24 protein-coding genes are annotated in these 24,994 nt (G+C 68.1%); 12 read left to right on the top strand and 12 right to left on the bottom strand.

What is annotated here, in order from left to right; translation table 11 throughout:
- Positions 1–154 precede the first annotated feature (154 nt).
- From AC07O8_RS16680 to yjgA, 3 genes are read right to left on the bottom strand one after another with little or no spacing between them, the layout of a single operon-like run.
- Complete coding sequence (locus tag AC07O8_RS16680; protein ID WP_495049110.1) at positions 155–658, bottom strand: FKBP-type peptidyl-prolyl cis-trans isomerase; 504 nt, start codon at positions 656–658, stop codon at positions 155–157.
- A 56-nt stretch (positions 659–714) separates the two neighbouring features.
- Positions 715–1,341, bottom strand: a complete 627-nt coding sequence (mog, locus tag AC07O8_RS16685) for a molybdopterin adenylyltransferase (RefSeq protein WP_495049111.1) — start codon at positions 1,339–1,341, stop codon at positions 715–717.
- On the bottom strand, positions 1,328–1,936 hold the full coding sequence (yjgA, locus tag AC07O8_RS16690; protein WP_495049112.1) for a ribosome biogenesis factor YjgA: 609 nt from the start codon (positions 1,934–1,936) through the stop codon (positions 1,328–1,330). Before yjgA ends, mog begins: the two co-directional genes overlap by 14 nt.
- A 121-nt stretch (positions 1,937–2,057) precedes the next feature.
- On the opposite strand from yjgA, the gene pmbA reads away from it, so the two are divergent.
- From pmbA to AC07O8_RS16705, 3 genes are all read left to right on the top strand, one after another.
- Positions 2,058–3,425, top strand: a complete 1,368-nt coding sequence (gene pmbA, locus AC07O8_RS16695) for a metalloprotease PmbA (protein WP_495049113.1) — start codon at positions 2,058–2,060, stop codon at positions 3,423–3,425.
- A gap of 232 nt (positions 3,426–3,657) precedes the next feature.
- On the top strand, positions 3,658–4,740 hold the full coding sequence (locus AC07O8_RS16700) for a TRAP transporter substrate-binding protein (protein WP_495049114.1): 1,083 nt from the start codon (positions 3,658–3,660) through the stop codon (positions 4,738–4,740).
- A gap of 199 nt (positions 4,741–4,939) precedes the next feature.
- Positions 4,940–5,326 (top strand): hypothetical protein, encoded by a 387-nt coding sequence (locus tag AC07O8_RS16705; protein WP_495049115.1) that lies wholly within the window; start codon positions 4,940–4,942, stop codon positions 5,324–5,326.
- A gap of 70 nt (positions 5,327–5,396) precedes the next feature.
- On the opposite strand, the gene AC07O8_RS16710 is transcribed toward AC07O8_RS16705, so the two are convergent.
- Positions 5,397–7,046 carry a hypothetical protein gene (locus AC07O8_RS16710; RefSeq protein ID WP_495049116.1) on the bottom strand — a complete coding sequence of 550 codons (1,650 nt, stop codon included), beginning with the start codon at positions 7,044–7,046 and terminating at the stop codon, positions 5,397–5,399.
- A 6-nt stretch (positions 7,047–7,052) separates the two neighbouring features.
- The gene (locus tag AC07O8_RS16715) at positions 7,053–7,802 is read right to left on the bottom strand and encodes a hypothetical protein (protein WP_495049117.1); all 750 of its coding nucleotides are present in this window, start codon (positions 7,800–7,802) and stop codon (positions 7,053–7,055) included.
- A gap of 197 nt (positions 7,803–7,999) precedes the next feature.
- Between AC07O8_RS16715 and AC07O8_RS16720 the strand changes: the two genes are divergently transcribed.
- The 3 genes from AC07O8_RS16720 to upp all read left to right on the top strand — a co-directional run bounded on the left by AC07O8_RS16720 (position 8,000) and on the right by upp (position 10,355).
- Positions 8,000–8,785 carry an acetyltransferase domain-containing protein gene (locus AC07O8_RS16720; protein ID WP_495049118.1) on the top strand — a complete coding sequence of 262 codons (786 nt, stop codon included), beginning with the start codon at positions 8,000–8,002 and terminating at the stop codon, positions 8,783–8,785.
- Between the two features lie 83 nt (positions 8,786–8,868).
- Positions 8,869–9,642, top strand: a complete 774-nt coding sequence (gene rlmB / locus AC07O8_RS16725; RefSeq protein ID WP_495049119.1) for a 23S rRNA (guanosine(2251)-2'-O)-methyltransferase RlmB — start codon at positions 8,869–8,871, stop codon at positions 9,640–9,642.
- Positions 9,643–9,722: 80 nt separating this feature from the next.
- The gene (gene upp / locus AC07O8_RS16730) at positions 9,723–10,355 is read left to right on the top strand and encodes a uracil phosphoribosyltransferase (RefSeq protein WP_067274770.1); all 633 of its coding nucleotides are present in this window, start codon (positions 9,723–9,725) and stop codon (positions 10,353–10,355) included.
- A 40-nt stretch (positions 10,356–10,395) separates the two neighbouring features.
- Here the strand turns inward: upp and AC07O8_RS16735 are convergent, their stop codons facing one another.
- Genes AC07O8_RS16735 through AC07O8_RS16755 form a run of 5 tightly spaced genes read right to left on the bottom strand, consistent with a single transcriptional unit; the run spans position 10,396 to position 13,824 of the window.
- Complete coding sequence (locus AC07O8_RS16735; RefSeq protein ID WP_495049120.1) at positions 10,396–11,040, bottom strand: glutathione S-transferase; 645 nt, start codon at positions 11,038–11,040, stop codon at positions 10,396–10,398.
- Entirely contained in the window at positions 11,037–11,519 is a 483-nt protein-coding gene (locus tag AC07O8_RS16740) for a GreA/GreB family elongation factor (RefSeq protein WP_495049121.1), read from the bottom strand. The genes AC07O8_RS16735 and AC07O8_RS16740 overlap by 4 nt, the downstream gene beginning before the upstream one ends.
- A gap of 24 nt (positions 11,520–11,543) precedes the next feature.
- On the bottom strand, positions 11,544–12,167 hold the full coding sequence (locus AC07O8_RS16745) for a chromate transporter (RefSeq protein ID WP_495049122.1): 624 nt from the start codon (positions 12,165–12,167) through the stop codon (positions 11,544–11,546).
- Positions 12,164–12,820 carry a chromate transporter gene (locus tag AC07O8_RS16750; RefSeq protein ID WP_495049123.1) on the bottom strand — a complete coding sequence of 219 codons (657 nt, stop codon included), beginning with the start codon at positions 12,818–12,820 and terminating at the stop codon, positions 12,164–12,166. Before AC07O8_RS16750 ends, AC07O8_RS16745 begins: the two co-directional genes overlap by 4 nt.
- A complete protein-coding gene (locus AC07O8_RS16755; protein ID WP_495049124.1) occupies positions 12,817–13,824 on the bottom strand; it encodes a D-2-hydroxyacid dehydrogenase family protein in 1,008 nt (335 codons plus the stop codon). The genes AC07O8_RS16750 and AC07O8_RS16755 overlap by 4 nt, the downstream gene beginning before the upstream one ends.
- Before the next feature lie 134 nt (positions 13,825–13,958).
- Here AC07O8_RS16755 and AC07O8_RS16760 point away from each other — a divergent pair, with 134 nt between their 5' ends.
- Positions 13,959–14,465 (top strand): DUF1993 domain-containing protein, encoded by a 507-nt coding sequence (locus AC07O8_RS16760; RefSeq protein ID WP_495049125.1) that lies wholly within the window; start codon positions 13,959–13,961, stop codon positions 14,463–14,465.
- On the opposite strand, the gene AC07O8_RS16765 is transcribed toward AC07O8_RS16760, so the two are convergent.
- Positions 14,466–14,990 carry a hypothetical protein gene (locus AC07O8_RS16765; RefSeq protein WP_495049126.1) on the bottom strand — a complete coding sequence of 175 codons (525 nt, stop codon included), beginning with the start codon at positions 14,988–14,990 and terminating at the stop codon, positions 14,466–14,468.
- Between the two features lie 410 nt (positions 14,991–15,400).
- On the opposite strand from AC07O8_RS16765, the gene AC07O8_RS16770 reads away from it, so the two are divergent.
- From AC07O8_RS16770 to AC07O8_RS16785, 4 genes are all read left to right on the top strand, one after another.
- On the top strand, positions 15,401–17,287 hold the full coding sequence (locus tag AC07O8_RS16770; protein ID WP_495049127.1) for an O-linked N-acetylglucosamine transferase, SPINDLY family protein: 1,887 nt from the start codon (positions 15,401–15,403) through the stop codon (positions 17,285–17,287).
- A gap of 19 nt (positions 17,288–17,306) precedes the next feature.
- Entirely contained in the window at positions 17,307–19,706 is a 2,400-nt protein-coding gene (locus AC07O8_RS16775; RefSeq protein ID WP_495049128.1) for a type I secretion system permease/ATPase, read from the top strand.
- Positions 19,707–19,752: 46 nt separating this feature from the next.
- Complete coding sequence (locus AC07O8_RS16780) at positions 19,753–20,961, top strand: HlyD family type I secretion periplasmic adaptor subunit (protein ID WP_495049129.1); 1,209 nt, start codon at positions 19,753–19,755, stop codon at positions 20,959–20,961.
- A 196-nt stretch (positions 20,962–21,157) separates the two neighbouring features.
- Positions 21,158–22,576 carry a TolC family protein gene (locus AC07O8_RS16785; RefSeq protein ID WP_495049130.1) on the top strand — a complete coding sequence of 473 codons (1,419 nt, stop codon included), beginning with the start codon at positions 21,158–21,160 and terminating at the stop codon, positions 22,574–22,576.
- A gap of 65 nt (positions 22,577–22,641) precedes the next feature.
- Here AC07O8_RS16785 and AC07O8_RS16790 read toward each other — a convergent pair whose 3' ends face one another.
- Positions 22,642–23,598: a PEP-CTERM sorting domain-containing protein gene (locus AC07O8_RS16790; protein ID WP_495049131.1), complete on the bottom strand. Its 957-nt coding sequence runs from the start codon at positions 23,596–23,598 to the stop codon at positions 22,642–22,644.
- Between the two features lie 383 nt (positions 23,599–23,981).
- Between AC07O8_RS16790 and AC07O8_RS16795 the strand changes: the two genes are divergently transcribed.
- Positions 23,982–24,863, top strand: coding sequence for a ThiF family adenylyltransferase (locus AC07O8_RS16795; RefSeq protein WP_495049132.1), 882 nt, complete (start codon positions 23,982–23,984; stop codon positions 24,861–24,863).
- Positions 24,864–24,994 lie beyond the last annotated feature (131 nt).

Consider the following 24,994-nt stretch of genomic DNA (forward strand, 5'->3'; position numbering starts at 1 on the left):
ATACAAGGGCGGGGGTGAGGGCCAGCGGCGGTGGAAGTGCTGAAGTCTTCTTGCTGACTGCCTAGTCCGCTGGCCCTCACCCCAACCCTCTCCCGCAAGCGGGAGAGGGAGCAAGAGGAAAGCGGAGCGCGGAGAGCGTCAGGGCTTCAGTGGATCAGTGATGGTGCCCGTGCGCGCCATGCGCGTGACCGTGCTCGATCTCTTCCTGCGACGCGGCCCGCACGTCCGTGACCTTGACGCTGATCTTCAGATGCTGACCGGCCAGCGGGTGGTTGCCGTCCAGGTGCACGGTGTCGCCCTTGACCTTCACGACGGTGAAGACGTGGAAGCCGTCGTCCGCCGCCGGCTCGTCCTCGCCGTCCTTGGCCTGGCGGATCTGGATCTGGCCGCCGACCTTCACGCCAGGCGGGAAGTCCTTCTTCGGGATCGTGATCAGCAGGCTCTCGTCGCGCTCGCCGAAGCCGGTCTCGGGCGTCAGCTCGATCGTCGTGGCGAAGCCCTTCTCCTGGCCTTCCAGCGCGGCTTCGACGACCGGCAGCGTGTTGCCGTAGCCGCCGATCAGCAGCGCCATCGGCTCGTCGGTCTTCTCGATGATCTGGCCGAGCTTGTTCGCGACCTTCAGTTCGACGGTGGCGATGGTGTCCTTGGTGATCTTCATGGGTGTTGCTTCGGGTGTTGCTGCTTGAGAAGGCCCCGCATGGAGGCCGCTGGGGGTCAGCCCGGGCGCCGGGGCCGTTGGGCGGTCTTGGGACGGAACGCGGCGCAGACCGCGTCGCGTGTTTCGAGGTAGGGGCCGCCGATCAGGTCGATGCAGTACGGCACCGCGGCGAAGATGCCGCTGGCGGCGTCGTGGCCGGCGAGCGTCTCGGCGATCGCCTTGGGCTGGCCCGGCAGGTTGATGATCAGCGCGCGGCCGCGGATCACCGCGACCTGGCGCGACAGGATCGCGGTCGGCACGAAGCGCAGCGAGATCTGCCGCATCTGCTCGCCGAAGCCGGGCATCACGCGGTCGGCGACGTCCATCGTCGCCTCGGGCGTGACGTCGCGGATCGCGGGACCGGTGCCGCCGGTGGTCAGCACGAGGTCGCACTGGCCTTCGTCGACGAGCTCGCGCAGCGTGCGCGCAATCAGCTCACGTTCATCGGGGATCAGGCGCGGCTGGAACTCGATCGGATTGATCAGCGCCGAGCGCAGCCAGTCCTGCAGCGCGGGCAGGCCCTTGTCCTCGTAGACGCCGCTGGAGGCGCGGTCGCTGATCGACACGATGCCGATGCGGACCGGTTCCGGCGGTGCGAGCGCCGCGCCGTTGTCCGACGGGGCCGCCTGTTCACTCATCGGCATCCTCGTCGGACGCGTCCGCATCGTCGCCGGCCGCCGACTCACCCTTGGCGGCAAGCACGTGGCCCTTCACGAATTGGAAGAGTTCGCGCCAGGCGCGGCCGTTGCGCTGCTCGGGCGCCTGGGCGCGGTCCTTGCGGGCGGCGCGGATCAGGCTGCGCAGCTGCTGCGTGTCGACCTCGTCGAAGCTGTCGATGAAGCCCTGCAGCGCGCCGTCTTCGTCGACCAGGCGCAGGCGCCAGCGCTCGGCCTGGTGCAGCTCGAGCGAGTCCTGGGCGCGGCCGAGCTTGAACTCGGCCACGGCTTCGCGGATCGGGGCCGGATCGACCTGGCGCATCAGCTTGCCGATCAGCTGCAGGTGGCGCTTCTTGCCGCTGCGGGCGGTGCCCGCGACGATGCGGCGGCCTTCCTTGATCGCGTCGAGCAGCGACTCGGGCAGGTCGAGCGCGGCCACGCGCTTCTCGGGCAGCGTGAGCAGTTCCTCGCCCAGCGCCTGCAGCGCATCCATGTCGCGCTTGAGCTGGCTTTTGCTGGGGCGGTCGTCTTCGAAGTCGTCGAAGTCCGCGCGGTCGTCGTGGTCGTCGTGATCGGGGGTCATGAGAGGGAGAAAGCGAGAAGCCCCGACCGGAAGGGCGGGGCACAGCGCCCGTATGATAGTCGCCACCCCGTCGCGGCCTCGGATTCCCCCAGGCCGCGCTGCTTTCAAAGAGACCGCATTCATGAGTCAAGCCGAGCAAGGATTCGCCTACAGCCAGGACCACTTCCGCCAGTTGATCGAGGACGTCCTGGCCGAGGCCAAACGCCAAGGCGCCAGCGACGCCGGCGCGGAGGTGTCCGAGGGCAGCGGCATGTCCGTGTCGGTGCGGCGCGGCCAGCTCGAGAACGTAGAACGCAACCGCGACAAGTCGCTGGGCATCTCGGTCTACCTCGGCCAGCGCAGAGGCAACGCGAGCACCTCGGACTTCTCGCCGCAGGCGCTGAAGGACACGGTCAGGGCGGCTTACGACATCGCGCGCTTCACGGCCGAGGACGAGTTCGCCGGCCTGCCCGACGAGCAGGACCTGTCGCTCGACGAGGCGGCACGGCCGTCGCTGGACCTCTTCCACCCGTGGGCCATCACCGCCGAGCAGGCCGCCGAACTGGCGCTGCGCTGCGAGGACGCGGCGCTGAAGACGGACGCGCGCATCACCAACTCGGAAGGCGCGGCGGTGTCGGCGCAGCAGTCGCACTTCTATTCGGGCAACTCGCGCGGTTTCCGCGGCGGGTATGCGAGCTCGCGGCATTCGGTGTCGGTGGCCCCGATCGCCGGGCGCGGCGCCGGCATGGAGCGCGACGCCTGGTACAGCTCGATGCGCGACGCGGCGGACCTGTCTTCCGCGGAATCGATCGGCCGCTACGCCGCCGAACGCGCGCTGGCGCGGCTCAAGGGCCGCAAGGTCAAGACGGCCAGCGTGCCGGTGCTGTTCGAAGCCCCGGTCGCGGCCGGCCTGCTGGGCGCGCTGGTGCAGGCCACCAGCGGCGGCGCGCTCTACCGCCGCGCGAGCTTCCTGCTCGACAGCCTGGACCAGCAGATCCTGTCGCCGCACGTCGAGGTCGTCGAGGATCCGCACATCGTCAAGGGCAAGGGCAGCTCGCCCTTCGACGACGAAGGCGTGGTCACGAAGGCGCGCACCGTGGTCGACGCGGGCGTGCTGAAGGGCTACTTCCTGTCGACCTACTCGGCGCGCAAGCTGGGCCTGCGCACGACGGGCCATGCGGGCGGCTCGCACAACCTGACGATGCGCAGCAAGGCGACGGCACCCGGCGACGATCTGCCGACGATGCTGCGCCGCCTCGGCACCGGTCTGTTCGTGACCGAGCTGATGGGGCAGGGCGTCAACTACGTGACCGGCGACTACTCGCGCGGCGCGAGCGGCTATTGGGTCGAGAACGGCGTCATCGCCTTCCCGGTCAACGAGATCACGATCGCAGGCAACGTCAAGGAGATGTTCAAGCAGATCGTGGGCATCGGCGCCGACACCTACACGCTGGGCAGCAAGACGGTGGGCTCCATCCTGCTGGAGAACATGAAGCTCGCCGGGGCCTGATCAGGCCCCCTTCCTGCAAGCACCGAGCGCCGGCCCAGGAGGCCGGCAGGCCCGCGTCGTCAATCGCGTCGCAGGCTCCGCATTCCTCCTCGGACCTGCCGGCCTCCTGGGCCTTTCGGGGGATGCCGAGGGTGGTGGTTGTCAGGTTGACGCCAGCCCTTCAGTGGTTAATCCTGTTTTCGCTCAGAGGCGCCCGTGACGCGGCGCCCATACCAACGAAAAAGGAGACTTCATGGAGCGTCGTTCGTTCGTCAAGAATGCCGGCCTGGCCGGCGTGCTGGCCGCAGGCGCGGCACCGGCCATCGTGCATGCGCAGGCCAACCTCCGGTGGCGGATGGCGTCGAGCTTTCCCAAGCAGCTCGACACGATCTACGGCGGCGGCGAGGTCTTCGCCAAGAAGGTCAGCGACCTGAGCGGCGGCAAGTTCCAGATCAGCGTGCACGCGGGCGGCGAGTTGATGCCGGCGTTCGGCGTGGTCGACGGCGTGCAGAACGCGACGGTCGAGATCGCGCACACGGTGCCGTACTACTTCTTCGGCAAGGACGAGACCTTCGCGATCGGCGCGTCGATCCCGTTCGGGCTGAACTCGCGGCAGATGACGGCGTGGACCTTCCACGGCAATGGTCTGAAGCTGATGCGCGAGTTCTACCGGAACTACAACATCATCAACTTCCCCGGCGGCAACACCGGCGCGCAGATGGCGGGCTGGTACCGCAAGGAGATCAAGTCGGCGGCGGACTTCAAGGGCTTGAAGTTCCGCATCGGCGGCTTCGCCGGCCGGGTGATCGAGCGCATGGGCGGCGTGCCGCAGAACCTGCCGGGCGGCGAGCTGTATTCGGCGCTGGAGAAGGGCACGATCGACGCGGCGGAATGGGTCGGGCCGTACGACGACCTGAAGCTGGGCTTCAACAAGGTCGCGCCGTTCTACTACTACCCCGGTTGGTGGGAGGGCGGCCCGCAGGTCGACTTCTTCATCAACACCAAGGCTTATGAAGCGCTGTCGCCCGAGTACAAGGCGATCGTCGAGGCGGCCTCCGCGTATGTGCACGTGGACATGCAGGCCAAGTACGACGTGCTGAACCCGCAGGCACTCAAGCAGCTGGTGGCGGCCAAGACCAAGCTGATGCGCTTCCCGAAGGACACGATGGACCTGGCGTTCAAGGAGTCGATGGCGCTGTACGCGGAGCTGTCGGCGAAGAACCCGAACTGGAAGAAGGTCTACGAGGATTACGCCAACTTCCGGCGTGACCAGAACCTGTGGTTCCGCTTCGCGGAGGCGGGCTTCGACGACTACATGCAGTCGCAGCGGTTCTGATTCGCGGCGAGGTCCGGAGCGAGGTCCGGACCGATATCCGCACCGACCTCCACCGCGAACGCCACCGCGACTTCCGCTGACCGCGGGCCGCGCTCCGACAAGGGGCGCGGCCCGTTCCGCTTGTGGGATGCCTGTGCGCCGAGGGCAGGGGCCGTGGCGTCACAATCGGGCCTCGATCAAACGGCATCAGGATGGGTTCATGAATCAGGAAACGCAGTCGCTCGAGGCGCTCCTCAAGGCCCTTCGCGTGCTGCTCACGGTGCTGCTGACGCTGACCGTCATCGCCGTCATCTGCTTCCGCCTCTTCGCTTACTCGTTCACCTATGCGTCGCCGCCGTTCTGGTCGCTCGTGCCGGCGGGTGTGCTCGCGGGGCTGCTGATCATGCTGCCCGTGCCGCAGCCGGTGCGGCGCATTGGTGCGGTGCTGCTGCTGGTGCTGTATGCGCTCAGCATCGCCTTCTTCGGCTGGCGCCATGTCATGGAGCTCTACGCCTCGGACGGTCCCTACGCCTTCGATCTCTTCGAAGCGGTGTTGATCGTCCTGCTGGCCGTGCCGAGTCTGGTGCGACCAAGATCCACGTTCTGAATTCGACGAGTCCACCGCACAGCCGATCGGATGGCTGAGGCCGGTCGCGCCGCAGCGTGCGCCAGGTCGCTCACAACTCGCCGAGGAAGTCGTCCACCGCGAATGGGAAACAGAGGAGGTGCGGCGTGGACACGCTCCGGGCGTGCTTGAGGATCTCCCGCACGACCAATGACTCCTCGCGGCAATCGCCCAGCGTCGCACTGGCAACGCGTGGGCGCTGCCCCTGGAGCAGGGCCAGCATGTCGTCGGTGTTGCGCGAGGCCAGCAGCGTGTCCTTGCTGTAGCGGTAGAGCGCCATCTTCGCCATCGGCACGTCGTATCTCAGCGATGCTTCCGGCAAGCTGTTCACGGTCAGATGCGTGGCGAGCAGGCCGTACTTGCCGTTGACGTAGTCGGCCAGGAAGGACGGCAGGGGCGCGCCCTGGTCGTCGAGCACGGCCTTCGGGTCGTAGCTGAAGCCCTGATAGGCGACCAGGGCGTCCAGCGTCGGGCGCAGGTAGTCCGGCAGACGGGCCAGGTTGGCATCCGTGGCGTAGGGATCGCGCGGCCGCCCGGCGGCCGCGCGGAGCGCGCCGTCGAGCGTGCGATGGATGTCGTACGGCCCCGCGGCGCCGTAGACCGCGCGCACCGTCGTCAGCCGCGACAACGCCGGCAGCGCGGCCATCGCCGAGAAGGCGCCCTGCGACAGGCCGATCACGCGCAGGTCCCGGCCCAGCGGGGCGCGGTGGACTTGCAGGAAATACTCGCGCACCGCCGTGAGCATGTCCTCCGTGTGGGCCGAGGTGTCCTTGCCGATCACGAAGGCCTGCGGCAGCGCGGCCGAGGCGCCGAGGCCGATCAGGTCGGGCGCGAAGTAGACGTGCCCCTTGCCTGCGGACCACAGGCCCGGCAACAGCATGGCGTCGGCACCGGACGACGGCGCGGCCGCGCCGCCGAGGACGGTCGGGTGCATGCCCAGCACCAGCGGCAGTCCGGCGAGGTCGATCGCGGGACCGCCGGCGGACGCAACGGGAAACACCAGCAGGCCGCTGAGCGACACCGGCGCGCCGGCGGCGTCGGTGCTGCGGTAGACGACGCGTTTCACCTGCGCGTCGTACCGCGCGTCGGGCTGGGCGATCCGCGGCAGTTCGGCGCGCAGCAGGATCCTGAGCACGGGCTCGACGGCCCCCGGGATGTCGTGGGCCTTCAACTGCGCCGCGATGAAGGCGTCGGCCAGGGCGTTGATGCGGTCCCGGGGGATGCGGGAGGCAGAGGGCAGCGACGGGAAGTTCACCGTCATGTCGTCCACCTTCAGCAGATGACCGCGCCGTTCCACGCCCGTGGCGAAGGTCGACACGGACCGGCCATCGAGGAAGGCGGCGTAGGCGGTCGACGGCCGGAGGTCCGCCAGCGGCTCGATCGTGAGCGAGCCCACGAGTCCGCCTCCGGGCTTGGCCTGCACGGTGGCGCTCACCGTGCGGGTCGGGACCACCGCGCCCGCGTCGTCCTTCAGCACCAGGCTGTCGCACCCGCCGGCGACCGGCGTGGTGTAGACCACGGAGATCAGCGGGTTGACGACGGCACGCCGGGTCTGACGCTCCGGCGTGATCTTGAGGACCTGGCAGTCGGAGATGTTGGAGACGTCGGAGATCCTGGGGGTGTCCGTCCCGTTCTGCTGGCCGGCGCAGGCCGACAGCACCAGGGGCAGGGCCAGGACAGCGATCAAGGTCAGTCGGTCCATGGCCGTTCAGAGCTCACCGACGAAGTCGTCGATCTGGAAGGCGACGCACAGCGTGTGGGTCGTGAGCTTGCCCCGCTTCGGATCGAAGGCGTAGTTCCCATAGGCCAGGAAACTGGTCATGACGTTGCGGACGTGGCTGGACAGGAAGTCCAGGTTCTCACGCATTGCATAGGCGTCCCGCGCGGCGCCGCCGGCGGCCAGCAGCGCGCCCTGGAAGGTCCGGTAGACGTCATACGGACCCTGCTGTGCGGCGGAGACGATGCGCACCGTGCCCTCGCGGGCCAGGTGACGCAGCGAGGCGATCGTCGAATACGCCCCTTGGGAGCCGCCGACCAGGCGCAGGTTCGTGCCGAGGCGCGCCTGATGCCGCTGCTGGACATGGGTGCGGACCGCCCGCAGCAGGTCCTGCGTCTGGCCGGCGGTGTCGGCGGCCACGAGGTAGGCCTGCGGCAGCGCGCTGGTGTCGCCGACCCCGATCAGGTCGGGCGCCGGGAACAGGTGTCCCTTGCCCGCGGCGATCAGGCCGGGGACCGCCATCGTCGTGGCGCCGGAGGAGGGCGCTTCGGACTCGACGAAGGTCTGCTGGATCGCATCGCCCGGTGTGACGCGCAGGACGTTGCAGGCGACGGCCGGATCCGGGATGGGAATGAGGGTGCTGGACGGAGCGGGATCCGGCGGCTTCGACCCGCCGCCGCAGGCGGCGACCAGCGCGGACAGGCAGAGCACGGAGAACGTCGAGCGAAGGGGACGGCGCATGGAAGAAGGCGGGGATAGGCGGGGAAGGCATCGTCGATGGCCCGACCCCTCGGCTCAATGCGGCAGACGGGTAGGGCGGAGGGGTCGGACCAGCCTGTCGAAGCAGGGTGGCCCACTCAAATGCGGGGGTGGTGGCGGTCGATGGGCCGGACCGGCGTCATCGAGCCGGCCGGCGGCTTCTGTAGACTGCTTCCCCGATGAATCCGCCGGCCCGCTTTCCGATCGCAACGCCTGACCCCGGCATCGACGCCGCGTCGCGCGACTTCCCGACGACCCCGCGTTTCGACCGGCTCGATGCGCTGCGGGGGCTGGCGATGGTCTGGATGACCGTCTTCCACTTCTGCTTCGACCTGAGCTTCTTCAAGGTCGTGGTGCAGGACTTCTACCGCGACCCGTTCTGGACCTGGCAGCGCAGCGGCATCGTCAGCCTGTTCCTGCTGTGCGCCGGCATGGGCCAGGCGGTGGCGCTGGCGCAGGGCCAGACGGCCTACCGTTTTTGGCGCCGCTGGGGTCAGGTCATGGCCTGCGCGCTGCTGGTGTCGATCGGCTCGTGGTGGATGTTCCCGCGCTCCTTCATCAGTTTCGGCGTGCTGCACGGCATGGCGCTGATGCTGATCCTGGTGCGCTTCGGCTTCTCCAGACTGCCGACGGCCGCGCTGTGGGTGCTGGGCGCCATCGCGCTCGCGCTGCCGTTCCTCATCGCGGATCCCTTCTTCGACACCCGCACCACCAACTGGGTCGGCCTGGTCACGCGCAAGCCGCTGACCGAGGACTACGTCCCGATCCTGCCGTGGCTCGGCCCGATGCTGTGGGGCTGCGCGCTGATGCGCGTCGAGGCGGTGCGGCAGTGGATGCAACGCCCGCTGCTGCCGGCGATCCGCCCGCTGTCGGTGATGGGCCGGTGGTCGCTGTCGTATTACATGGTCCACCAGCCGGTGATGATCGGCGCGTTGATGGCCGCGCGGCACTTCGGCATCCTTTGACGGGTCGACAGGGTCGACAGGGCCGCCAGGGATGCGTCCGCCTCGACCGGCGGGCCGTCACGGGTGCGCGACAATCGCGCCCCATGAGCTCCTCCCCCTCCAAGACCCAGATCCTGTTCGGCTTCCACGCCGTCACCGTCCGCCTGAAGACCGCGCCGGCCTCGGTGCAGGAGATCCTGTTCGACGCCACCCGCAAGGACCAGCGCATGCGGGGCTTCCTCGAGAAGGCCGAGGCGGCGGGCGCGAAACTCGTCGAGAGCGACGACGATCGCCTCAAGGCGCTGTGCGGCACGCACCGCCACCAGGGGGTGGTGGCGCGGGTGAAGGCGGTGGCGCAGTCGCATTCGCTGGACGAGGTGCTGGAACAGGTCGAGGGCCCGCCGCTGGTGCTGGTGCTGGACGGCGTCACCGATCCGCACAACCTCGGCGCCTGCCTGCGCGTGGCCGACGGGGCCGGCGCCCATGCGGTGGTCGCGCCCAAGGACCATGCGGTGGGGCTCAACGCCACGGTGGCCAAGGTGGCCAGCGGCGCCGCGGAGACCGTGCCCTACCTGATGGTGACCAACCTGGCGCGGTCGCTCAACGAGCTCAAGGAGCGCGACATCTGGGTGATCGGCACCTCGGACCAGGCGGAGAAGACCTTGTACGACCTGGACCTGACGGGACCGGTGGCGCTGGTGCTGGGCGCCGAAGGCGACGGCATGCGCCAGCTGACCGCGAAGACCTGCGACGAGCTGGTGCGCATCCCGATGCAGGGCGCGGTGGAAAGCCTGAACGTCTCGGTCGCGGCCGGCGTGTGCCTGTACGAGGCGCTGCGCCAGCGTCAGAAGAAGGCCGAGAAGCCCGAGAAGGCCTGAACACCGACGCGAGATAATCGCGACCATTCCGGCGCCCACGAGGCGCCGTTCCAAACTCCGCATTCCCATCCGGTAGCGCCATGCCAGTCATCGAAGTCACGCATCCCCTCGTCAAGCACAAGATCGGCCTGATGCGGGAGGGCGACATGTCCACCAAGAAGTTCCGCGAGCTGACCGGCGAGGTCGCGCGGCTGCTGGCGTACGAGGCGACGGCGGACTTCCCGCTGGAGAAGACGACGATCGAGGGCTGGTGCGGCCAGGTCGAGATCGACCAGATCGCGGGCCGCAAGGTCACGGTGGTGCCTATCCTGCGTGCGGGACTGGGCATGCTGGACGGCGTGCTGGACATGATGCCCAACGCCAAGGTGAGCGTGGTCGGCCTCGCGCGCGACCACGAGACCTTGCAGCCGGTGAACTACTTCGAGAAGTTCGTCGGCAAGCTGGACGAGCGCACCGCGCTGATCGTCGACCCGATGCTGGCGACGGCGGGCTCGATGATCGCGACGGTCGACCTGCTCAAGCAGCGCGGCTGCAAGGACATCCGCGCGCTGGTGCTGGTGGCGGCGCCGGAAGGCGTGGCAGCGCTGAACAAGGCGCATCCGGACATCCGCTGCTGGACCGCGGCGATCGACTCGCACCTCAACGAGAACGGGTACATCATCCCGGGCCTCGGCGACGCCGGGGACAAGATCTTCGGGACGAAGGACGTTTGAGGTCTTCCGGCTGCGAGGCACCAAGTCCTGCTGACAAGGGTCAGAGCGGCGGAAAGCGATTCGTACCTTCCGCTGGCAACTTGTGCATGCAAGCAACGAAGAGCGGACTGACGAGCCAGCCGTTCAGCCAGGACCGCACCGACGGCAAGTCCAGCGTTGAAAACCACTCCGGCTCCACTGCGGCGAACTGGCGCACGAAGGGCAACACGGCCAGGTCGGTGGCACATGGCGTGTCGCCGCCCAGGCAGGGCGCGCTGCTCAGCCGCGCTTCCAGTGGTCGCAGAAGCACATCGACCGCGCTGTCGCGGTGCGCGTCTGGCGCGAGCGTCTCGCTTGCGTAGCGCTGCGGGTACTTCCAGCGGTCCAGGTGGTGCTTGAAGTCGCCGTCGTTGCGCTGGACCAGGTCAAGGTTCTCAGGCGACTGCGCGCGCGCCCACCAACCCTGCGCATCGGGCGCAGCCAGTGCCCAGCGCATGATGTCCCAGCTCTCCTCGATCACGCGGCCATCAGGCAGCTGCAGCACGGGCACCGTGGCCTTGGGAGACAAGGCCAGCAGGCTCGCCGGCTTGTCGCGCAAGCTGACCTCCATGGCCTCGAAGTCCCGCCCGGCCTGCAGCAGCGCCATCCGTGCGCGCATCGCGTAGGGGCAGCGACGAAAGGTGTAGAGCAGCGGCAACTGGCTCATCGCACCCACAGCACTTCGAACTGCTGTCGGACGGAAGCGACCTGGATCGATACTTCGTCACCCTCGCATTTACCCAGCACGGCCCTGCCCAACGGGGCTTCGCTGCTGATGACCTGAACGAGCTGAGCGCCGCTCACCAACTGCATGCTGCCCCCATCGGGGCCGAGAAAGAGCAGTTGCTGCTTGTCGTCGGCATCGACCAGGCAGACCAGCGCACCGAGCTGTATCCCTTTGCTGGCGTCGTAGGCGGGCGGGCGGAATTGGCGCCAATGGGCCATCGCCTGGCGGATGGCTTCGGCGCGACGCGCCTGGCCGGTGGCCAGGTAGGCGGCTTCGAGACCCAAGGTGTCGTACTTGTTTTCGGCGATGTTCTCTTCGTGAGTCGCCGTTTCATGCGCCGCACGCGCGGCCTGTTCAACTTGCAGCAGGTCTTCGGCGAGCCGTTCCAGCACCTGCTGCTGCAGCAAGGATTTATCCATGATGAAAGGTCGACAGCCCGGTCTCTAAACGACCCCGAGCGCGCCCAGCACGCCACCCGCCAGCACCATCCACACGATCCCGATCTTGGTCCGCATCGTGAGGACCACGGTCGCGACGATCATCGCCAGCGTCGCCCAGCGATGGTCAGGCTCGACCAGGTAGGGCGCCGCAAGCAGCCAGCCCGTTGCAATCATCAGCCCCAGCGTCAGCGGCGCCATGCCGACGGTGAAAGCGCGCACCCCGAGGTGCTCGCGGTTGTTGCGCGCCCAGCGCGTCGCCGCCACGACCAGCGTCGTCGACGGCAGCAGGATGCCCGCCATCGCCGCGGCCGCGCCCAGCAACCCCGACACGTTGAAGCCCAGCACCGCGACGAACAGGATGTTCGGACCCGGCGCGGCCTGCGCCAGCGCGATCGAGCTGGTGAAGCTCTGGTCGGTCAGCCAATGGCGTTCGTCGACCAGGTAGCGGTGCATGTCCGGCGCCGTCGTGATCGCGCCGCCGATGGACAGCAGCGACAGCATCAGGAAGTGCAGCATCAGCGCGCCGAGCTCGGGCCAGCTCAAGCTGCCGACCAGCATCTGGGTCCAGCCGGCATGAGCACCGACTTGCACACCGACTTGCGCGCCGACCTGGGCGACGGCGCTCATGCGCGGACTCCCGCGCGGCTGCGCTTGAGCGCGATCAGCGCCAGCGTCATGCCCAGCCCGCCGACGCTCAGCACGATCCAGAACAGCGGCAGCTTCAGCCACACCGTCGCGCCGAACACCAGCGCCGCGAGCGCGAGCCCGGGGGCCAGGCCGATCGGGTTCTTCTTCAGCGAGGGCAGCAGCTTGAAGCCCGTGGCCAGGATCAGTCCGGCCGATACGGCGCCCATGCCGCGCAGCGCCCCGGTCATGCGCGGCGAGGCCAGCCAGGTCGTCGACAAGGCCGCGAGGATCAGCACGATCACCGCCGGGAACAGCATCATTCCCGCCAGCGCGACCAACGCGCCGCGCAGGCCGAAGAAGCGGTCGCCGATCATCAGCGAGATGTTCACGATGTTCGGCCCCGGCAGCACCTGCGCGACGGCGAGCGTCTCGACGAACTCCTCGCGCGTCATCCAGTTCAGGCGCTCGACCAGCTCCCGCTGCGCCACCGCCAGTACGCCGCCGAAGCCCTGCAGCGCCAGCCAGGTGAAGGCCCAGAACAGCTGGGACAGGGACCCGGGTTGCGCGAGCGCGGGCTCGGGCGTGAAGGGGGCGGCGCCGGGCTCGGCGCCTTCAGGGGAAGGGGGCGGCGCGGAGGAGGGCCCCGCGCTCACCGGTGCCCCTTCAGCACATCCGGATTGACGATGTTGGACGGCTTGCCGGCCATGTAGTTCAGGACGTTGTCGAAGGCCGCGTCGAAGTACATCTGGTAGCTGTCCTGCTCGACGTAGCCGATGTGCGGCGTGCACACGGCGTTCTCCAGGCGCAGCAGCGGGTGGCCCTGCAGGATGGGTTCGGACTCGAACACGTCCACCGCCGCCATGCCGGGCCGGCCGCGGTTCAGGCCGGAGACCAGCGCGCCGTCCGCGACCAGCTCCGCGCGCGAGGTGTTCACGAACAGCGAGGTCGGCTTCATCCGCGCCAGGTCCTCGGCGCTCACGATGCCGGTGGTCTCGTCCGACAGCCGCAGGTGCAGCGTCAGCACGTCGGCCTGTTCGAAGAAGGCCTCGCGGGTGTCCGCGGCCTGGTGGCCGTCAGCCTGCGCGCGCAGCCGCGAGGCCTCGCTGCCCCAGACGAGCACCTGCATGCCGAAGGCCTTGCCGTACCCGGCGATCAGCTGGCCGATCTTGCCGTAGCCCCAGATGCCCAGCGTCTTGCCGCGCAGCACCATGCCCAGGCCGAAGTTCGGCGGCATCGAGCCGGACTTCAGTCCCGACTGCTGCCACACCCCGTGCTTGAGCGTCGAGATGTACTGCGGCAGCCGCCGCATCGCGGCCATGATCAGCGCCCAGGTCAGTTCCGCCGGGGCGATGGGCGAACCGCCCCCTTCCGCCACGGCGATCCCGAGCCGCGTGCAGGCGTCGACATCGATGTGCTTGCCGACGCGGCCGGTCTGCGAGATCAGTTTGAGCTTGGGCAGCTTTTCCAGCAGTTGGCGGGGGAAGTGGGTGCGTTCGCGGATCGTCACCAGCACTTCGGCGTCCCGCAGCCGGACCGACAGCTGTCCGATGCCCTTGACGGTGTTGGTGAAGACCTTGGCGTTCAGCGCGTCCAGTTTGGCGGCGCAAGGGAGCTTGCGCACGGCGTCCTGGTAGTCGTCGAGGATGATGATGTTCATAGGCGTGCGGACGTCGATCCTACTCGCCTGGATCGATCACCCCAAGGCCATTGGGCGAGCGTCGTGCAACAGATCGGAACAGGCACTAGCATCGCGCCCGCATCGCATCCCCCATTCCAGACAAGGAGACTCCCATGGACATGTACGCCGCCACCGTGCCGGTGTTCGACCGCATGCTGAGCAACATGCAGACCTGGATCCGCACCGCGCGCGATCACGCCATCGCCAAGGGCTTCGACGAATCCGTCTACCTGACGCTGCGCCTGGCGCCCGACATGCTGCCGCTGCCGCGCCAGGTCCAGATCGCCAGCGACGCCGCCAAGAGCGGCGCCGCGCGCCTGGCCAGCATCGAGGTGCCGAGCTGGCCCGACAGCGAAGCGTCGATGGAAGAGCTGATCCAGCGCATCCAGAAGACCCGCGACTTCATCAAGACGATCACGCCCGAGCAGATCAACGGCTCCGAGACCCGTGCGGTCAGCGTGCCGCGTCGCGACAAGGAGCCGCTGAAGTTCGAGGGCCAGGACTTCGCCCGGTTCTACAACCTGCCCAACTTCTTCTTCCACGCCACCACGCTGTACGCCCTGCTGCGCAACGCGGGCGTGCCGCTGGGCAAGATGGACTTCCTGGGTCAGCCGAAGTGATCAGCCGAGCAGGCGGCGGAGCAGGCTTTTCCCCTGCTCGAGCTGGCGGTTGAGCGCGATCAGGCGCGCCTCGGCCTCCGCCTGGTCGAAGCGTCGGGCCACTTCCGTGTAGATCGCCGTCCGCAGGTGCCACAGGTCCTGTGGATGCCGTGCATGGACGATATGGCGGAGCAGGGCGGTGACGCGCTCCTGCGCGTCCGTGTCGGCGTCGACGGCCAGATCGTTGACGCTGGCGCGGAACGCCATGCGCAGCCTGGCCATCGTGCGGGCGCTGGCCTGGGGACGGCGCCCTTCGCCGGGCCACAGCCGCATCAGGCTCTGGAAGATGGAATCCCCGTTGCGCCGCCGCGTCGGCGCATCGTTCATCGCCGCGCCGCCGGCACCGCCGCCGAGGCGGACCGCCGGTTCCACCCCGGTCTGGGTGTCCACCGCGCGCGTCTCGAAATCGTCCGGCTCGAGGGCTTCCACCGCCTCCGCCGCTTCGACGATCTCATCCCAACGAGACAGACTAGGCATCGCTTTCATGGGCTGCGTTCTTCTTGTCCTGGTTGATCGGACGCGCGTCCCTCGACGTCCCTTGGCGGGCTTGCTCTATCGCGCGGCGTCCCGGCTCTTGGAGGCTGGGATCGCGAGACGATTGTGGAAGTCGGACCTGTAACAAGAAGCTCCGAAAAGGCCGTGACGGGGGCCTCAGATCGTGCTCAAGTTCTCACTCCGGCGGCCGATAAGGGACTGAATGGGCGGGTCGCCGGTGTCCGCGGCATGTCCAGAGGGGGGCTCCCAGGCGGGGAAATAGGCGGTCGGCACCGTCCATTTGCCCGGATGCCTCGCGGGGACGCACGGACACAATCCCGTACAGGCGGCCAGAGGGCCCGAGCCGGCATGTCCGGTCGCGCCCGCCGGACCGCGCCACCGCGCTTAGGAAGCCCGATCACATGGACATCGCCCGCCCCAGCATGCCGAACTTGAGCGTTCCCGCCCCGTTGGCCCAGGAATGGGAGCAGTTGCTGACCCGTGCCCGCGAGGGCGCGCTCCCCCTGCCGGAGCTGATGGACCGCGGCAACTTCTTCCAGGGCCAGAACCTCGGCGATGCCGCCGCCCATCTGTACGAGACCTGGCTCGCGCATGAGGGCCAGGCGCCGGCGGCGCGCCTGGTCGCCCTCTACAACTGGGGCACCGTGCTGGGCAACATCCAGCAGCACGAGCGCGCGGAGCAGGTCTACCGCCAGGCGCTGGCGATCAGCCCGACCTTCGCCCAGGCCCGCCTGAATCTCGGTCACCAGCTGGAGCATCTGGGGCGCGTCGACGAGGCGCTCGGCGCCTGGCGCGAGGTCTATGAGGGCGCCGGTCCGATGGAGGCGCTCGGTGCCGACCAGACGGGGCTGCGCACCCATGCCTTCAACAACGCGGCCCGGCTGCTGGAACTGCAGCGCCGTTATGACGAGTCGGAAGCGCTGATGGTGCGCAGCCTCACGCTCAATCCGGAGCAGACGGACGTGATGCAGCACTACGTGCACATCCGTCAGAAGCAGTGCAAGTGGCCGGTGTACGAGGCCTTCGGCGAAGTCACGCACAACAAGCTGCTGATTGCGACCTCGTTGCTGGCGACGCTGAGCGCCACGGACGACCCCGCGCTGCAGATGGGCGCCGCCCAGCGCTTCGTCCATGAGAAGGTGACGAAGCAGAAAGACGTGCTCTGGCGCCATCCGGTGTCCGTGGCGGCCCGCGAGCAGGGCGGCAAGATCAAGATCGGCTACCTCTCCGGCGACCTCTGCATGCACGCCGTCGGTCTGCTGACCGCCGAGCTCTACGAGTTGCACGATCGCGAGAAATTCGAGATCCACGCCTTCGACTGGAGCCGCGAGGACGGCACCGCGCTGCGCAAGCGGATCCTGATGTCGATGGACAAGGTGTGGCGCCTGAACGCCATGGACGACGCCACCGCCGCCAAGCTGATCGCGCAGGCGGGCATCGACGTGCTGGTCGACCTGCAGGGCCTGACCAGCGGCGCCCGGCCGAATATCCTGGCGCATCGTCCGGCGCCGGTGCAGGTCAGCTACCTGGGCCTGCCGGCGACCTCGCTGCTGCCCGGCGTCGACTGGATCCTGGCGGATCGCTTCACGATGCCGCCTGAATACCTGCCGTACTGCAGCGAAAATCCCATTTACCTGCCGCATTGCTACCAGGTCAGCGATCGCAAGCGCGACATCGGCGCCGATCCCACCCGCGCCCAGTACGACCTGCCCGAGGACGCTTTCGTCTTCTGCTCGTTCAACAACAACCACAAGATGAACGCCGAGATGTTCGGTGCCTGGATGCGCATCCTGCACGGCGTGCCGAATTCGGTCCTGTGGCTGCTGGCGGACAACGAATGGGCCAAGGGCAACCTGCGGCGCGAGGCCGAGGCCGCCGGCATCGATCCGTCGCGGCTGATCTTCGCCCCGCGCGTGGCGCCGCCGGACTATCTGGCGCGCTTCCAGCTGCCGGACCTGGTGCTGGACACCTTCCCGTACAACGCCGGCACCACCGCCAGCGACTGCCTCTGGATGGGCACCCCGATCCTGACCCGCTCCGGCCGCAGCTACATCTCCCGCATGTGCGGCAGCCTGCTGACGGCCGTCGGCCTGCCGGACCTGATCACCTTCTCGGTCGAGGAATACGTCCAGCGCGCCATCCAGATCGGCCTCAACCCGGGCCGCGCCAAGTCCTACAAGCGCTACCTGCGGGACGAAGGGCGCAACAGCGCACTTTTCGACATGCCGAGCATCGTTCGTGACATCGAGCGCGAATTCGAGCAATTGGCACTCGCACATAGAAGCTGAAATTGACAAGATTTGATCAATGAACCGGCCTCACGACCCCTTCTTCGACGGTGACCAGCGCGCCCGCGGCCCCGGCCTGCGCCTGGCGGCGGAAGACGGCCAGCGTGCGCCCGGCATTCCGGACGCGCCGCACGACCCGCTCGCGGACCTGGCGCAGCAGCCGGCGATCGATCCGCTGCTGCAGTGCCTGTCCTGGCTGACGCAGCATCACGGCCGCGCCCGCTCGGTCGAGTCGCTGCGCGCCGGCGCACCCGTCGAAGGGGCGCTCAGCCCGGATCAGGCCATCCGCCTGATGCGCGAAGCCGGCTACAACGCCGGCCTGCTGCGCAAGGGCATCGAGGAGATCAACCAGCTGCTGCTGCCCGCGGTGCTGCTGCTCAACGGCGGCGACGCCTGCGTGCTGGTGCGCCGTCTGGACGACGACGGCTCGGGCGCCGTCCGCTACGAGGTGGTCTTCCCCGGTCCCGAGGCCGCGAGTTGCGTCGCCCCGGCCTCCGAACTGGACCAGGAGTACAGCGGCTTCATCCTCGCGATCGCTCCGCAGGAGGTGTCGCAAGCCAAGCCGATCAGCGGCGCCAAGGACGACGACACCCCGCTGCTGCAGGCCGATTCGCACTGGCTGTTCGGCACGCTCAAGCGCTTCATCCCGTATTACCGCTCGGCGATGCTCGCCGCGCTGCTGAGCAACGTGCTGATGATGGTGTCGGGCCTGGTGACCTCGGTCATCTACGACAAGGTCATCCCGCACCAGGCCTTCGTCACGCTGTGGACGTTGGCGGTCGGCGCCGGGCTCGCGCTGGTCTTCGACCTGTTCGCGCGTCAACTCCGCGCCCACCTGATCGACCTCGCCGGCCGCAAGACCGACCTGATCGTCGGCGCCAAGCTGTTCCGCCAGACGCTGGGCGTGCGGATGGAACATCGCCCGGCGTCGGCCGGCTCCTATGCGCACTACCTGGCGCAGGTGGAGGTCGTGCGCGACTTCTTCACCTCGGCCACGATGTCGGTGCTGACGGACCTGCCGTTCGTGATCCTCTTCGTCGCGATGACCTTCATCATCGGCGGCCCGCTGGGCTGGGTGCTGATGGCGGCGATCCCGCTGATGCTGCTGATGAGCTTCGGCATCCAGGGCTACCTGCGCCGCGCGATGCGCACCAACATGACCGAGGCGGCCGACCTGCACGGCACGCTGGTCGAGGCGCTCGAAGGCCTCGAGGACCTCAAGACCACCGGCGCCGAAGGCCGCTTCCTGCGCCGCTACGAACACAGCACCGCCATCGTCGCCGAGTCCGCGCTCAAGGCCCGCACGATGGCCAGCTGGAGCATGAACATCTCGATGACGATGCAGCAGGCGATCAACCTCGTGATGCTGGTCTGGGGCGTCTACCTGATCAACGAGAGCGTCATCAGCGCCGGCGCGCTGATCGGCGCGGTCATGTTCGCCGGTCGCGCCACGGTGCCGCTGAACAGCCTGGTGAGCCTGGCGACCCGCTACCAGGGCGCCCGCGCGGCGATGCTGTCGTTGAACTCGGTGATGAGCGCGCCGGTGGAGCGCGACTCCACCCGCAACTACGTCCCGCTGAACCAGATCACCGGCCGCATCGGCCTGAACGACATCGGCTTCTCGTACCCGGCGCAGGGCGACGCCCAGTCGCCGAAGGTGCTGCGCAACGTCACCATGCGCGTGCAGCCGGGCGAGCGCCTCGCGATCCTGGGCCGCATCGGCAGCGGCAAGTCGACCGTGCTGCGCATGCTGGCCGGTCTGTACCAGCCGACCGAGGGTCACGTCGAGATCGACGGCATCGATCTGCGCCAGGTCGACCCGGCCGAGTTCCGCAGCAAGGTCGGCTTCGTGTCGCAGGAGCCGCGGCTCTTCCACGGCACGCTGCGCGACAACGTGCTGATGGGCCGTCACGTCGATGCGCAGCGGCTCGTCGAGGTCGCCAAGCTCACGGGCCTGGACCGCGTCGTCGCCGGCCATCCGATGGGCTGGGACCTGCCGGTGGGCGAGATGGGGTCGCTGCTGTCCGGCGGTCAGCGCCAGCTCGTCGCGCTCGCGCGCAGCCTGGTCACCAAGCCGCAGATCCTGCTGATGGACGAGCCGACCAGCTCGATGGACGCGCAGTCCGAGATCGCCTTCCTGCGCCAACTGCGCGACGCCGCCGGCGACTGCACCCTGATCATGGTCACCCACCGTCCGGCGGTGCTGGAACTGGTGTCGCGCATCGTCGTGGTCGACACGGGCCGCCTCGTCATGGACGGACCGCGCGACCAGGTCCTGGCCGCGCTGTCCGGCGCCCGTCCGCCGGGCCAGCCGCAGCAACAGCAGCCCCAGCCGGGTCAGGCGGCCCAGCAGCCGCAAGGCGCGCCCGTCCACGTCCATCCGGCCGCGCAGGCGCTGAACCGCGCGGCGTCCGTCTGACGTCCGCCAGACATCCGTCCTGAAACCGTCCTGAAGTCCCCCTCCCATGTCGCAGTCCCGCACCCTCAGCCGCGAAGAAGGCCTGTTCGTCGGCAGCGTCCAGTCGGCGCTGATCGACGAGCCGCTGCCGCGCGCCGTCTGGGCGCTCTACCTGATGGCGGCGGTGTTGCTGGTGGGGCTGGCCTGGTCGTCGATCGCGACGGTCGACGAGGTCACCCGCAGCGACGCGCGCATCGTGCCCGACGGCAAGGAGCAGGTCATCGCCAGCCTGGAGTCCGGCACGCTGGGCAAGCTGCTGGTCCACGAAGGCGAGGAAGTCGAGGCCGGCGAGCCGCTGGCCGAGCTGGACCCGACCCGAGCCGAAGCCGCCGAGAACGAAAGCCAGGCCAAGCGCCTGGGCCTGATGGCGCAGGTCGCGCGGCTGCGCGCCGAGGCGCTGGGCGTGCCGCTCAAGTTCCCCGACGAGGTCAAGGGCGTGCAGCGCCTGGTCGACAGCGAATCCGAGGTCTTCGACACCCGCCGCCGCGTGCTCGAGGAAGCTACCGCCAGCATCAACCGCAGCATCGGGCTGCTGGCCACCGAGCAGAAGATGGCGCAGGACATGGCGTCCAAGGGCCTGATGTCCAACGTCGAGGTCATGCGCGTCACGCGCCAGGTCAACGAGCTGCAGCAGCAGCGCAACGAGCGCATCAGCCGCTTCCGCCAGGACTCGAGCTCCGAGCTGTCGAAGGCGCAGACCGACCTCGCGCAGCTGGATGAGCAACTGGTCGTGCGCCGCGACGCGGTCACGCGCTCGGTGCTGAAGTCGCCGGTCAAGGGCCTGGTCAAGAACATCAAGATGAACACGGTGGGCGGCGTCATCACGTCCGGCACGCCGATCATGGAGATCGTCCCCATCGGTCCGCGCATCCTGATCGAGGCGCGCATCAAGCCCAAGGACATCGGCTACATCCAGGTCGGGCAGACGGCCATCGTCAAGCTCAACGGCTACGACTTCAACGTCAACGGCGGCCTGCACGGCAAGATCGAGTACGTCAGCCCCGACGCGCTCGGCGAAACCGAGAAGAACAACGAAGGCACCTACTACCGCGTCCTGATCACGGCCGAGCGCAACACGCTGCGCGCCAAGGGCGAACCGCTGCCGGTGATCCCCGGCATGACGGCGATGGTGGACATCCGCACCGGCGAGCGCTCGGTCCTGAGCTATCTGCTGCGTCCGATGCTGAAGTCGAAGGAAGCGCTGCGGGAACGTTGAATCCGCGTCGCGTTGAATCCGCGTCGCATCACGCCGCCGCCCCCCGCCCCCCGCCCGCCTCCCGCGGGCGGTTTCATTTGTAAGCCCCGTCTGAAGGTCACGAACAGTCCGGTTGCGCGCCGCTTATCGGCGCTTCGATTTCCCACTGGAATGGTCCAGTAGAGCCCATGGGAAATTGCTTGCAGTACGCGTGACCATGACCGACACCAACCGGCGCCGCAGCCCGCGGCGCGCCTCCGCCGCCTCGTTCCGACTGACCGCCGGTGCCACCGTCGTGCTGACGGCGCTGTGCGCCTTCAGCGCGTCCGCCTGGGCGCAGGATCCGCCGCCCAGCCGCTGCTCCGACGAGCGCACCCTGCCGCCCGCACAGCTGTCCCCCAGGGACACGGCGCTGCTGGACGTCGCCGACTCGGACCCGCGCGCGCAGCTGCAGGAGCTGGTCAACCGATCGCTGACCCGCAGCAAGGCGCTGGGGGCGACGCGCATGCTGACGCAGGCCGCCGAGGCCGACTTCGCGGAAGCCAAGGCGCAGCGCCTGCCGACGGTGACGATGGGCCTGACCGCCGGACACACCGGGACCGTCGTGCCGGGCAACGGCTCGCTGGACAACACCAGCGGCCTGCAGGGGCGCGGCTCGTTGAGCGTGACGGCGCCCCTCTACGATTCCGGCCGCATCACCAAGCTCACGGAATGGCGATCGCAACTGCTCGAGGCCGCGCGCTTCGGACAGTCGAGCGCCGAGGAGCAGGTCGCGCTGCAGACCGTGTCGCTGGCGCTGGACCGCGGGCGCTATCAATTGCAGGCGCAGGTCTACAGCCAGTACGTGCGCAAGATGTCGTGCCTCGTCGAGGCGCTGGAGATAATCACCAAGGCCGACCGCGGCCGCGCCAGCGAGCTGGTGCAGGCGCAGAAGAGCCTGCAGCAGGCCGACCTCTCGTATGAGCAGACGACCTCGGCGCTGCGCCAGACGGAAGTGCGCCTGAAGCGCTTCGTCGGCGACGAACTGCCGCGCGGCGCGGCGATGAGCTCGGTGCTGGCACGGCTGCCCGACCTCAATGAAATGCTGGCCGACGTCATGGTGTCGCCCGACGTCTCGGCCGCCGCGGCGCAGGCCCAGGCGCAGCGCAGTTATGCGGAATCGGTGCGCGCCGGGCAGCAGCCCAGCGTGAGCCTGCTGGTCAGCGGCAACTCGACGATCGGCCAGGCGCGGCAGACCGACTGGATCGGCGGCGTCACGGTGAACATCCCGATCGTGCAGCCGGGCGCCGACTCGGCGTTGACCTCGGCGCGGCGACGCGCCCAGGCGGCGTCGCTGCAGCGCGACGAGACGATCGAGGCCAAGCGCTATCGCGTGCAGGAGATGTACGAGGCGGCGTCCTCGTCGCTCGACCGCTCACGCCGGCTGGTCGACATCCTGCGCAGCAGCGAACGCGTCCGCGGCTTCACGCTGCAGCAGTGGCAGCAGCTCGGCAAGCGCTCGCTGTTCGATGTGATGGCCGCCGAGGGCGACTATTACTCGAACCGCATCGCGCATGTGAACGCGCTCTACGACGCGCAGCAGGTGGTGGCGATCATCTGGTCGCAAGGCCGCGGGGTCGTCACGCCGCTGCGTTGAAGGATCCGTCGACACAATGAAAAAAGCCGCCCCGAGGGGCGGCTTCTGCATCCGGGAGACCCGAATTACTTGCGCAGGGCGCGGCGGCGTTGGGCGAAGCCCACGCCCGCCAGGGCCAAGCCGACCAGGGCCAGCGTGCCAGGTTCCGGCACGTTGATGACCAGGGAACCGTCCAGCGTCGACTGACGGATCAGGCCGCTGCCGGAGTTGTACAGCTGGGCCGGGGTCGGGATCGGGGGATCGACGTTGGTGTCGAGCACCCAGCTCACCGAGATGTTGTTGTTCAGCCAGTTGCTGTACAGCGAGCCCAGGCCATCACCGGAGTTGAAGAAGTTCTGGACGAAGGTGTCGCCGCCAGCGTAGCTGTAGTCGACATAGCCGCTGACGTTCAGGTTGGTCAGCTCGATGTTCGAACCCGTGACGATCAGGCGCAGGACTTCCTTGCCGTTGTTCGGGTCCGTCGCCGCGCTCTGGTAGAACACGCTGAACACGCCGGTGTTGTAGGTCACGTAGTCGGACACACCGTCACCGTTGGAATCGACGGTCTTGCCGACGATCTGGTACTGGTAGGTCAGGCCCCAGGCGCCGCCCAGGCCGCCGACGTTGCCGAAGCCGTAGGCCGGGAAGCCCACGCCGCCGACGAAGCCGTTCAGGTCGGACGGGTTGGTCGGGTTGTTCAGCGAATCGATGTTGGTCTGTGCCGGCGCGTTCGGGTAGTTGAACGAAGCGGAACCGCCAGACAGCGTGGTGTGCGTGCCGGGCGTGAAGCCGTAGAAGTTCATCACCGACGGGATGTTGGTGTCGATCACCGTGGTACCCGGGGTGGACGGCGAACCCAGGTAGATCGAGGTCGCCAGGGTGCCGCTGTAACCCAGCTGGTCGAACGTCGTGGTGTTCGTCGAACCGTTGGGTTCGGGAACGAAGTCTTGCCCGGTGTTGATGTACAGCGGTGCTGCCATCGCCGGCAACGTCGCGGCGGCCAGCGTCATCGCGGCCAGTGCGAGCTTTGCTTGCTTGAACATGTGTCTCTCCTTGAGGATGCGTCTTGCCAGAAGCACGTTAGGAAGCGGCACGTGCCGGCTTCTTGGCGGACATCAAAGCGAGTACCGTGCCAGGCGACTTTCTTCATTGAAAATCAAAGACTTAACATTCGGATGCGGGAATCTTCGACGGGTCGTGTCAAGTTTTTCGACAGCGGTCTGGCACGCATATCGGGGGGTGTCGAGGGGGTGTCCGGGGTGTCGAGGGGAGGGGCGGCCCGTCCCTGGTGGTGCGATCGCGGTCACCGGGCAGGGCGCTTTTCCGCGTTTTGCCGTCATGGCGCAGGCGCATACTCTTCGCTTGCGCCGCGGGAACTGTTTTCGCGTGATCTGACGGCGGCGCCATACGAATAAAGGGAGAGCCCATGACGCGAGACACCCCGTCCGGTTTCGTCTTCGATTACGACCGCGCGTTCTCGCGCAATATCGGCTGGGTCACGAAGGACGAGCAGCAGCGTTTGCGCCGGGCCCGCGTGGCGGTGGCCGGGCTGGGAGGCGTCGGCGGCGCGCACGTGCTGGCCTTGTCGCGCCTGGGCATTGCCAATTTCAATATCGCCGACTTCGATGAGTTCGATGTCCACAACATGAATCGCCAGGCTGCGGCGTTCATGTCGTCGATGGGGCGCCCCAAGATCGACGTGGTCACGGAAATGGCCCGCGACATCAACCCGGAAAGCGACATCCGGCTTTTCCGGGACGGCGTCACCGACGCCAACCTCGATGAATTCCTGAAGGGCGTCGACGTGTATGTCGACAGCCTCGACTTCTTCGTGCTGGAGGTGCGCCGCAAGGTTTTCCGCCGCTGCCGTGAGTTGGGCATCCCGGCGATGACCGCCGCGCCTCTGGGAATGGGGACCGCGTTCCTGTACTTCAGTCCGACCGGCATGAGTTTCGAGGACTATTTCCAGGTCGAGGGCCGCGATCACGAGGAACAGTATGCGCGCTTCATCGCCGGGGTGTCGCCGGCAATGCTCAGCCGGCAATATCTCGTGGCGCCCGAAGCGGTGAATTTCAAGGAAAAGCGCGGCCCTTCCACGGGTATGGCCTGCGAGTTGTGTGCGGGGCTCATGGGGACCAGCGTGCTGAAGCTGCTGTTGAATCGCGGCCCCTTGCGCGCCGCGCCCTGGGGCATGCATTTCGACGCCTATCGCGGACGTCTGCGGCACACGTGGCGGCCCTGGGGAAACGCCCATCCGCTGCAGCGGCTGCTGATTGCGCTGATCAAGCCGGTGCTGCGTGGAAAATAGCGCCCGGCCTCGTCGGCGCCGTCGGCTTGCGGGTTTTCCATGAAGCCGGCGTGAGGTTTGCGCGAGGTTTTGACGGGCGCTCGCGCCGGGTTGTTTCGGGCTTGTATCCGGACGGTTCCGGGCCGGGATCC

It is taken from the genome of Roseateles sp. GW821-FHT09G09 (assembly GCF_059415965.1).

What these genes read in the sequence shown, in the direction of transcription:
- pmbA (WP_495049113.1), top strand. Translation starts at nt 2,058, where the DNA reads ATGAGTCAAGCCGAGCAAGGATTCGCCTACAGCCAGGACCACTTCCGC.
- rlmB (WP_495049119.1), top strand. Translation starts at nt 8,869, where the DNA reads ATGAGCTCCTCCCCCTCCAAGACCCAGATCCTGTTCGGCTTCCACGCC.
- AC07O8_RS16755 (WP_495049124.1), bottom strand. Translation starts at nt 13,824, where the DNA reads ATGAACATCATCATCCTCGACGACTACCAGGACGCCGTGCGCAAGCTC.
- AC07O8_RS16770 (WP_495049127.1), top strand. Translation starts at nt 15,401, where the DNA reads ATGGACATCGCCCGCCCCAGCATGCCGAACTTGAGCGTTCCCGCCCCG.
- AC07O8_RS16790 (WP_495049131.1), bottom strand. Translation starts at nt 23,598, where the DNA reads ATGTTCAAGCAAGCAAAGCTCGCACTGGCCGCGATGACGCTGGCCGCC.
- AC07O8_RS16785 (WP_495049130.1), top strand. Translation starts at nt 21,158, where the DNA reads ATGACCGACACCAACCGGCGCCGCAGCCCGCGGCGCGCCTCCGCCGCC.
- AC07O8_RS16700 (WP_495049114.1), top strand. Translation starts at nt 3,658, where the DNA reads ATGGAGCGTCGTTCGTTCGTCAAGAATGCCGGCCTGGCCGGCGTGCTG.
- AC07O8_RS16740 (WP_495049121.1), bottom strand. Translation starts at nt 11,519, where the DNA reads ATGGATAAATCCTTGCTGCAGCAGCAGGTGCTGGAACGGCTCGCCGAA.
- mog (WP_495049111.1), bottom strand. Translation starts at nt 1,341, where the DNA reads ATGCCGATGAGTGAACAGGCGGCCCCGTCGGACAACGGCGCGGCGCTC.
- AC07O8_RS16780 (WP_495049129.1), top strand. Translation starts at nt 19,753, where the DNA reads ATGTCGCAGTCCCGCACCCTCAGCCGCGAAGAAGGCCTGTTCGTCGGC.
- AC07O8_RS16735 (WP_495049120.1), bottom strand. Translation starts at nt 11,040, where the DNA reads ATGAGCCAGTTGCCGCTGCTCTACACCTTTCGTCGCTGCCCCTACGCG.
- yjgA (WP_495049112.1), bottom strand. Translation starts at nt 1,936, where the DNA reads ATGACCCCCGATCACGACGACCACGACGACCGCGCGGACTTCGACGAC.
- AC07O8_RS16760 (WP_495049125.1), top strand. Translation starts at nt 13,959, where the DNA reads ATGGACATGTACGCCGCCACCGTGCCGGTGTTCGACCGCATGCTGAGC.
- AC07O8_RS16775 (WP_495049128.1), top strand. Translation starts at nt 17,307, where the DNA reads ATGAACCGGCCTCACGACCCCTTCTTCGACGGTGACCAGCGCGCCCGC.
- AC07O8_RS16705 (WP_495049115.1), top strand. Translation starts at nt 4,940, where the DNA reads ATGAATCAGGAAACGCAGTCGCTCGAGGCGCTCCTCAAGGCCCTTCGC.
- AC07O8_RS16765 (WP_495049126.1), bottom strand. Translation starts at nt 14,990, where the DNA reads ATGAAAGCGATGCCTAGTCTGTCTCGTTGGGATGAGATCGTCGAAGCG.
- AC07O8_RS16745 (WP_495049122.1), bottom strand. Translation starts at nt 12,167, where the DNA reads ATGAGCGCCGTCGCCCAGGTCGGCGCGCAAGTCGGTGTGCAAGTCGGT.
- AC07O8_RS16680 (WP_495049110.1), bottom strand. Translation starts at nt 658, where the DNA reads ATGAAGATCACCAAGGACACCATCGCCACCGTCGAACTGAAGGTCGCG.
- AC07O8_RS16715 (WP_495049117.1), bottom strand. Translation starts at nt 7,802, where the DNA reads ATGCGCCGTCCCCTTCGCTCGACGTTCTCCGTGCTCTGCCTGTCCGCG.
- AC07O8_RS16710 (WP_495049116.1), bottom strand. Translation starts at nt 7,046, where the DNA reads ATGGACCGACTGACCTTGATCGCTGTCCTGGCCCTGCCCCTGGTGCTG.
- AC07O8_RS16720 (WP_495049118.1), top strand. Translation starts at nt 8,000, where the DNA reads ATGAATCCGCCGGCCCGCTTTCCGATCGCAACGCCTGACCCCGGCATC.
- upp (WP_067274770.1), top strand. Translation starts at nt 9,723, where the DNA reads ATGCCAGTCATCGAAGTCACGCATCCCCTCGTCAAGCACAAGATCGGC.
- AC07O8_RS16795 (WP_495049132.1), top strand. Translation starts at nt 23,982, where the DNA reads ATGACGCGAGACACCCCGTCCGGTTTCGTCTTCGATTACGACCGCGCG.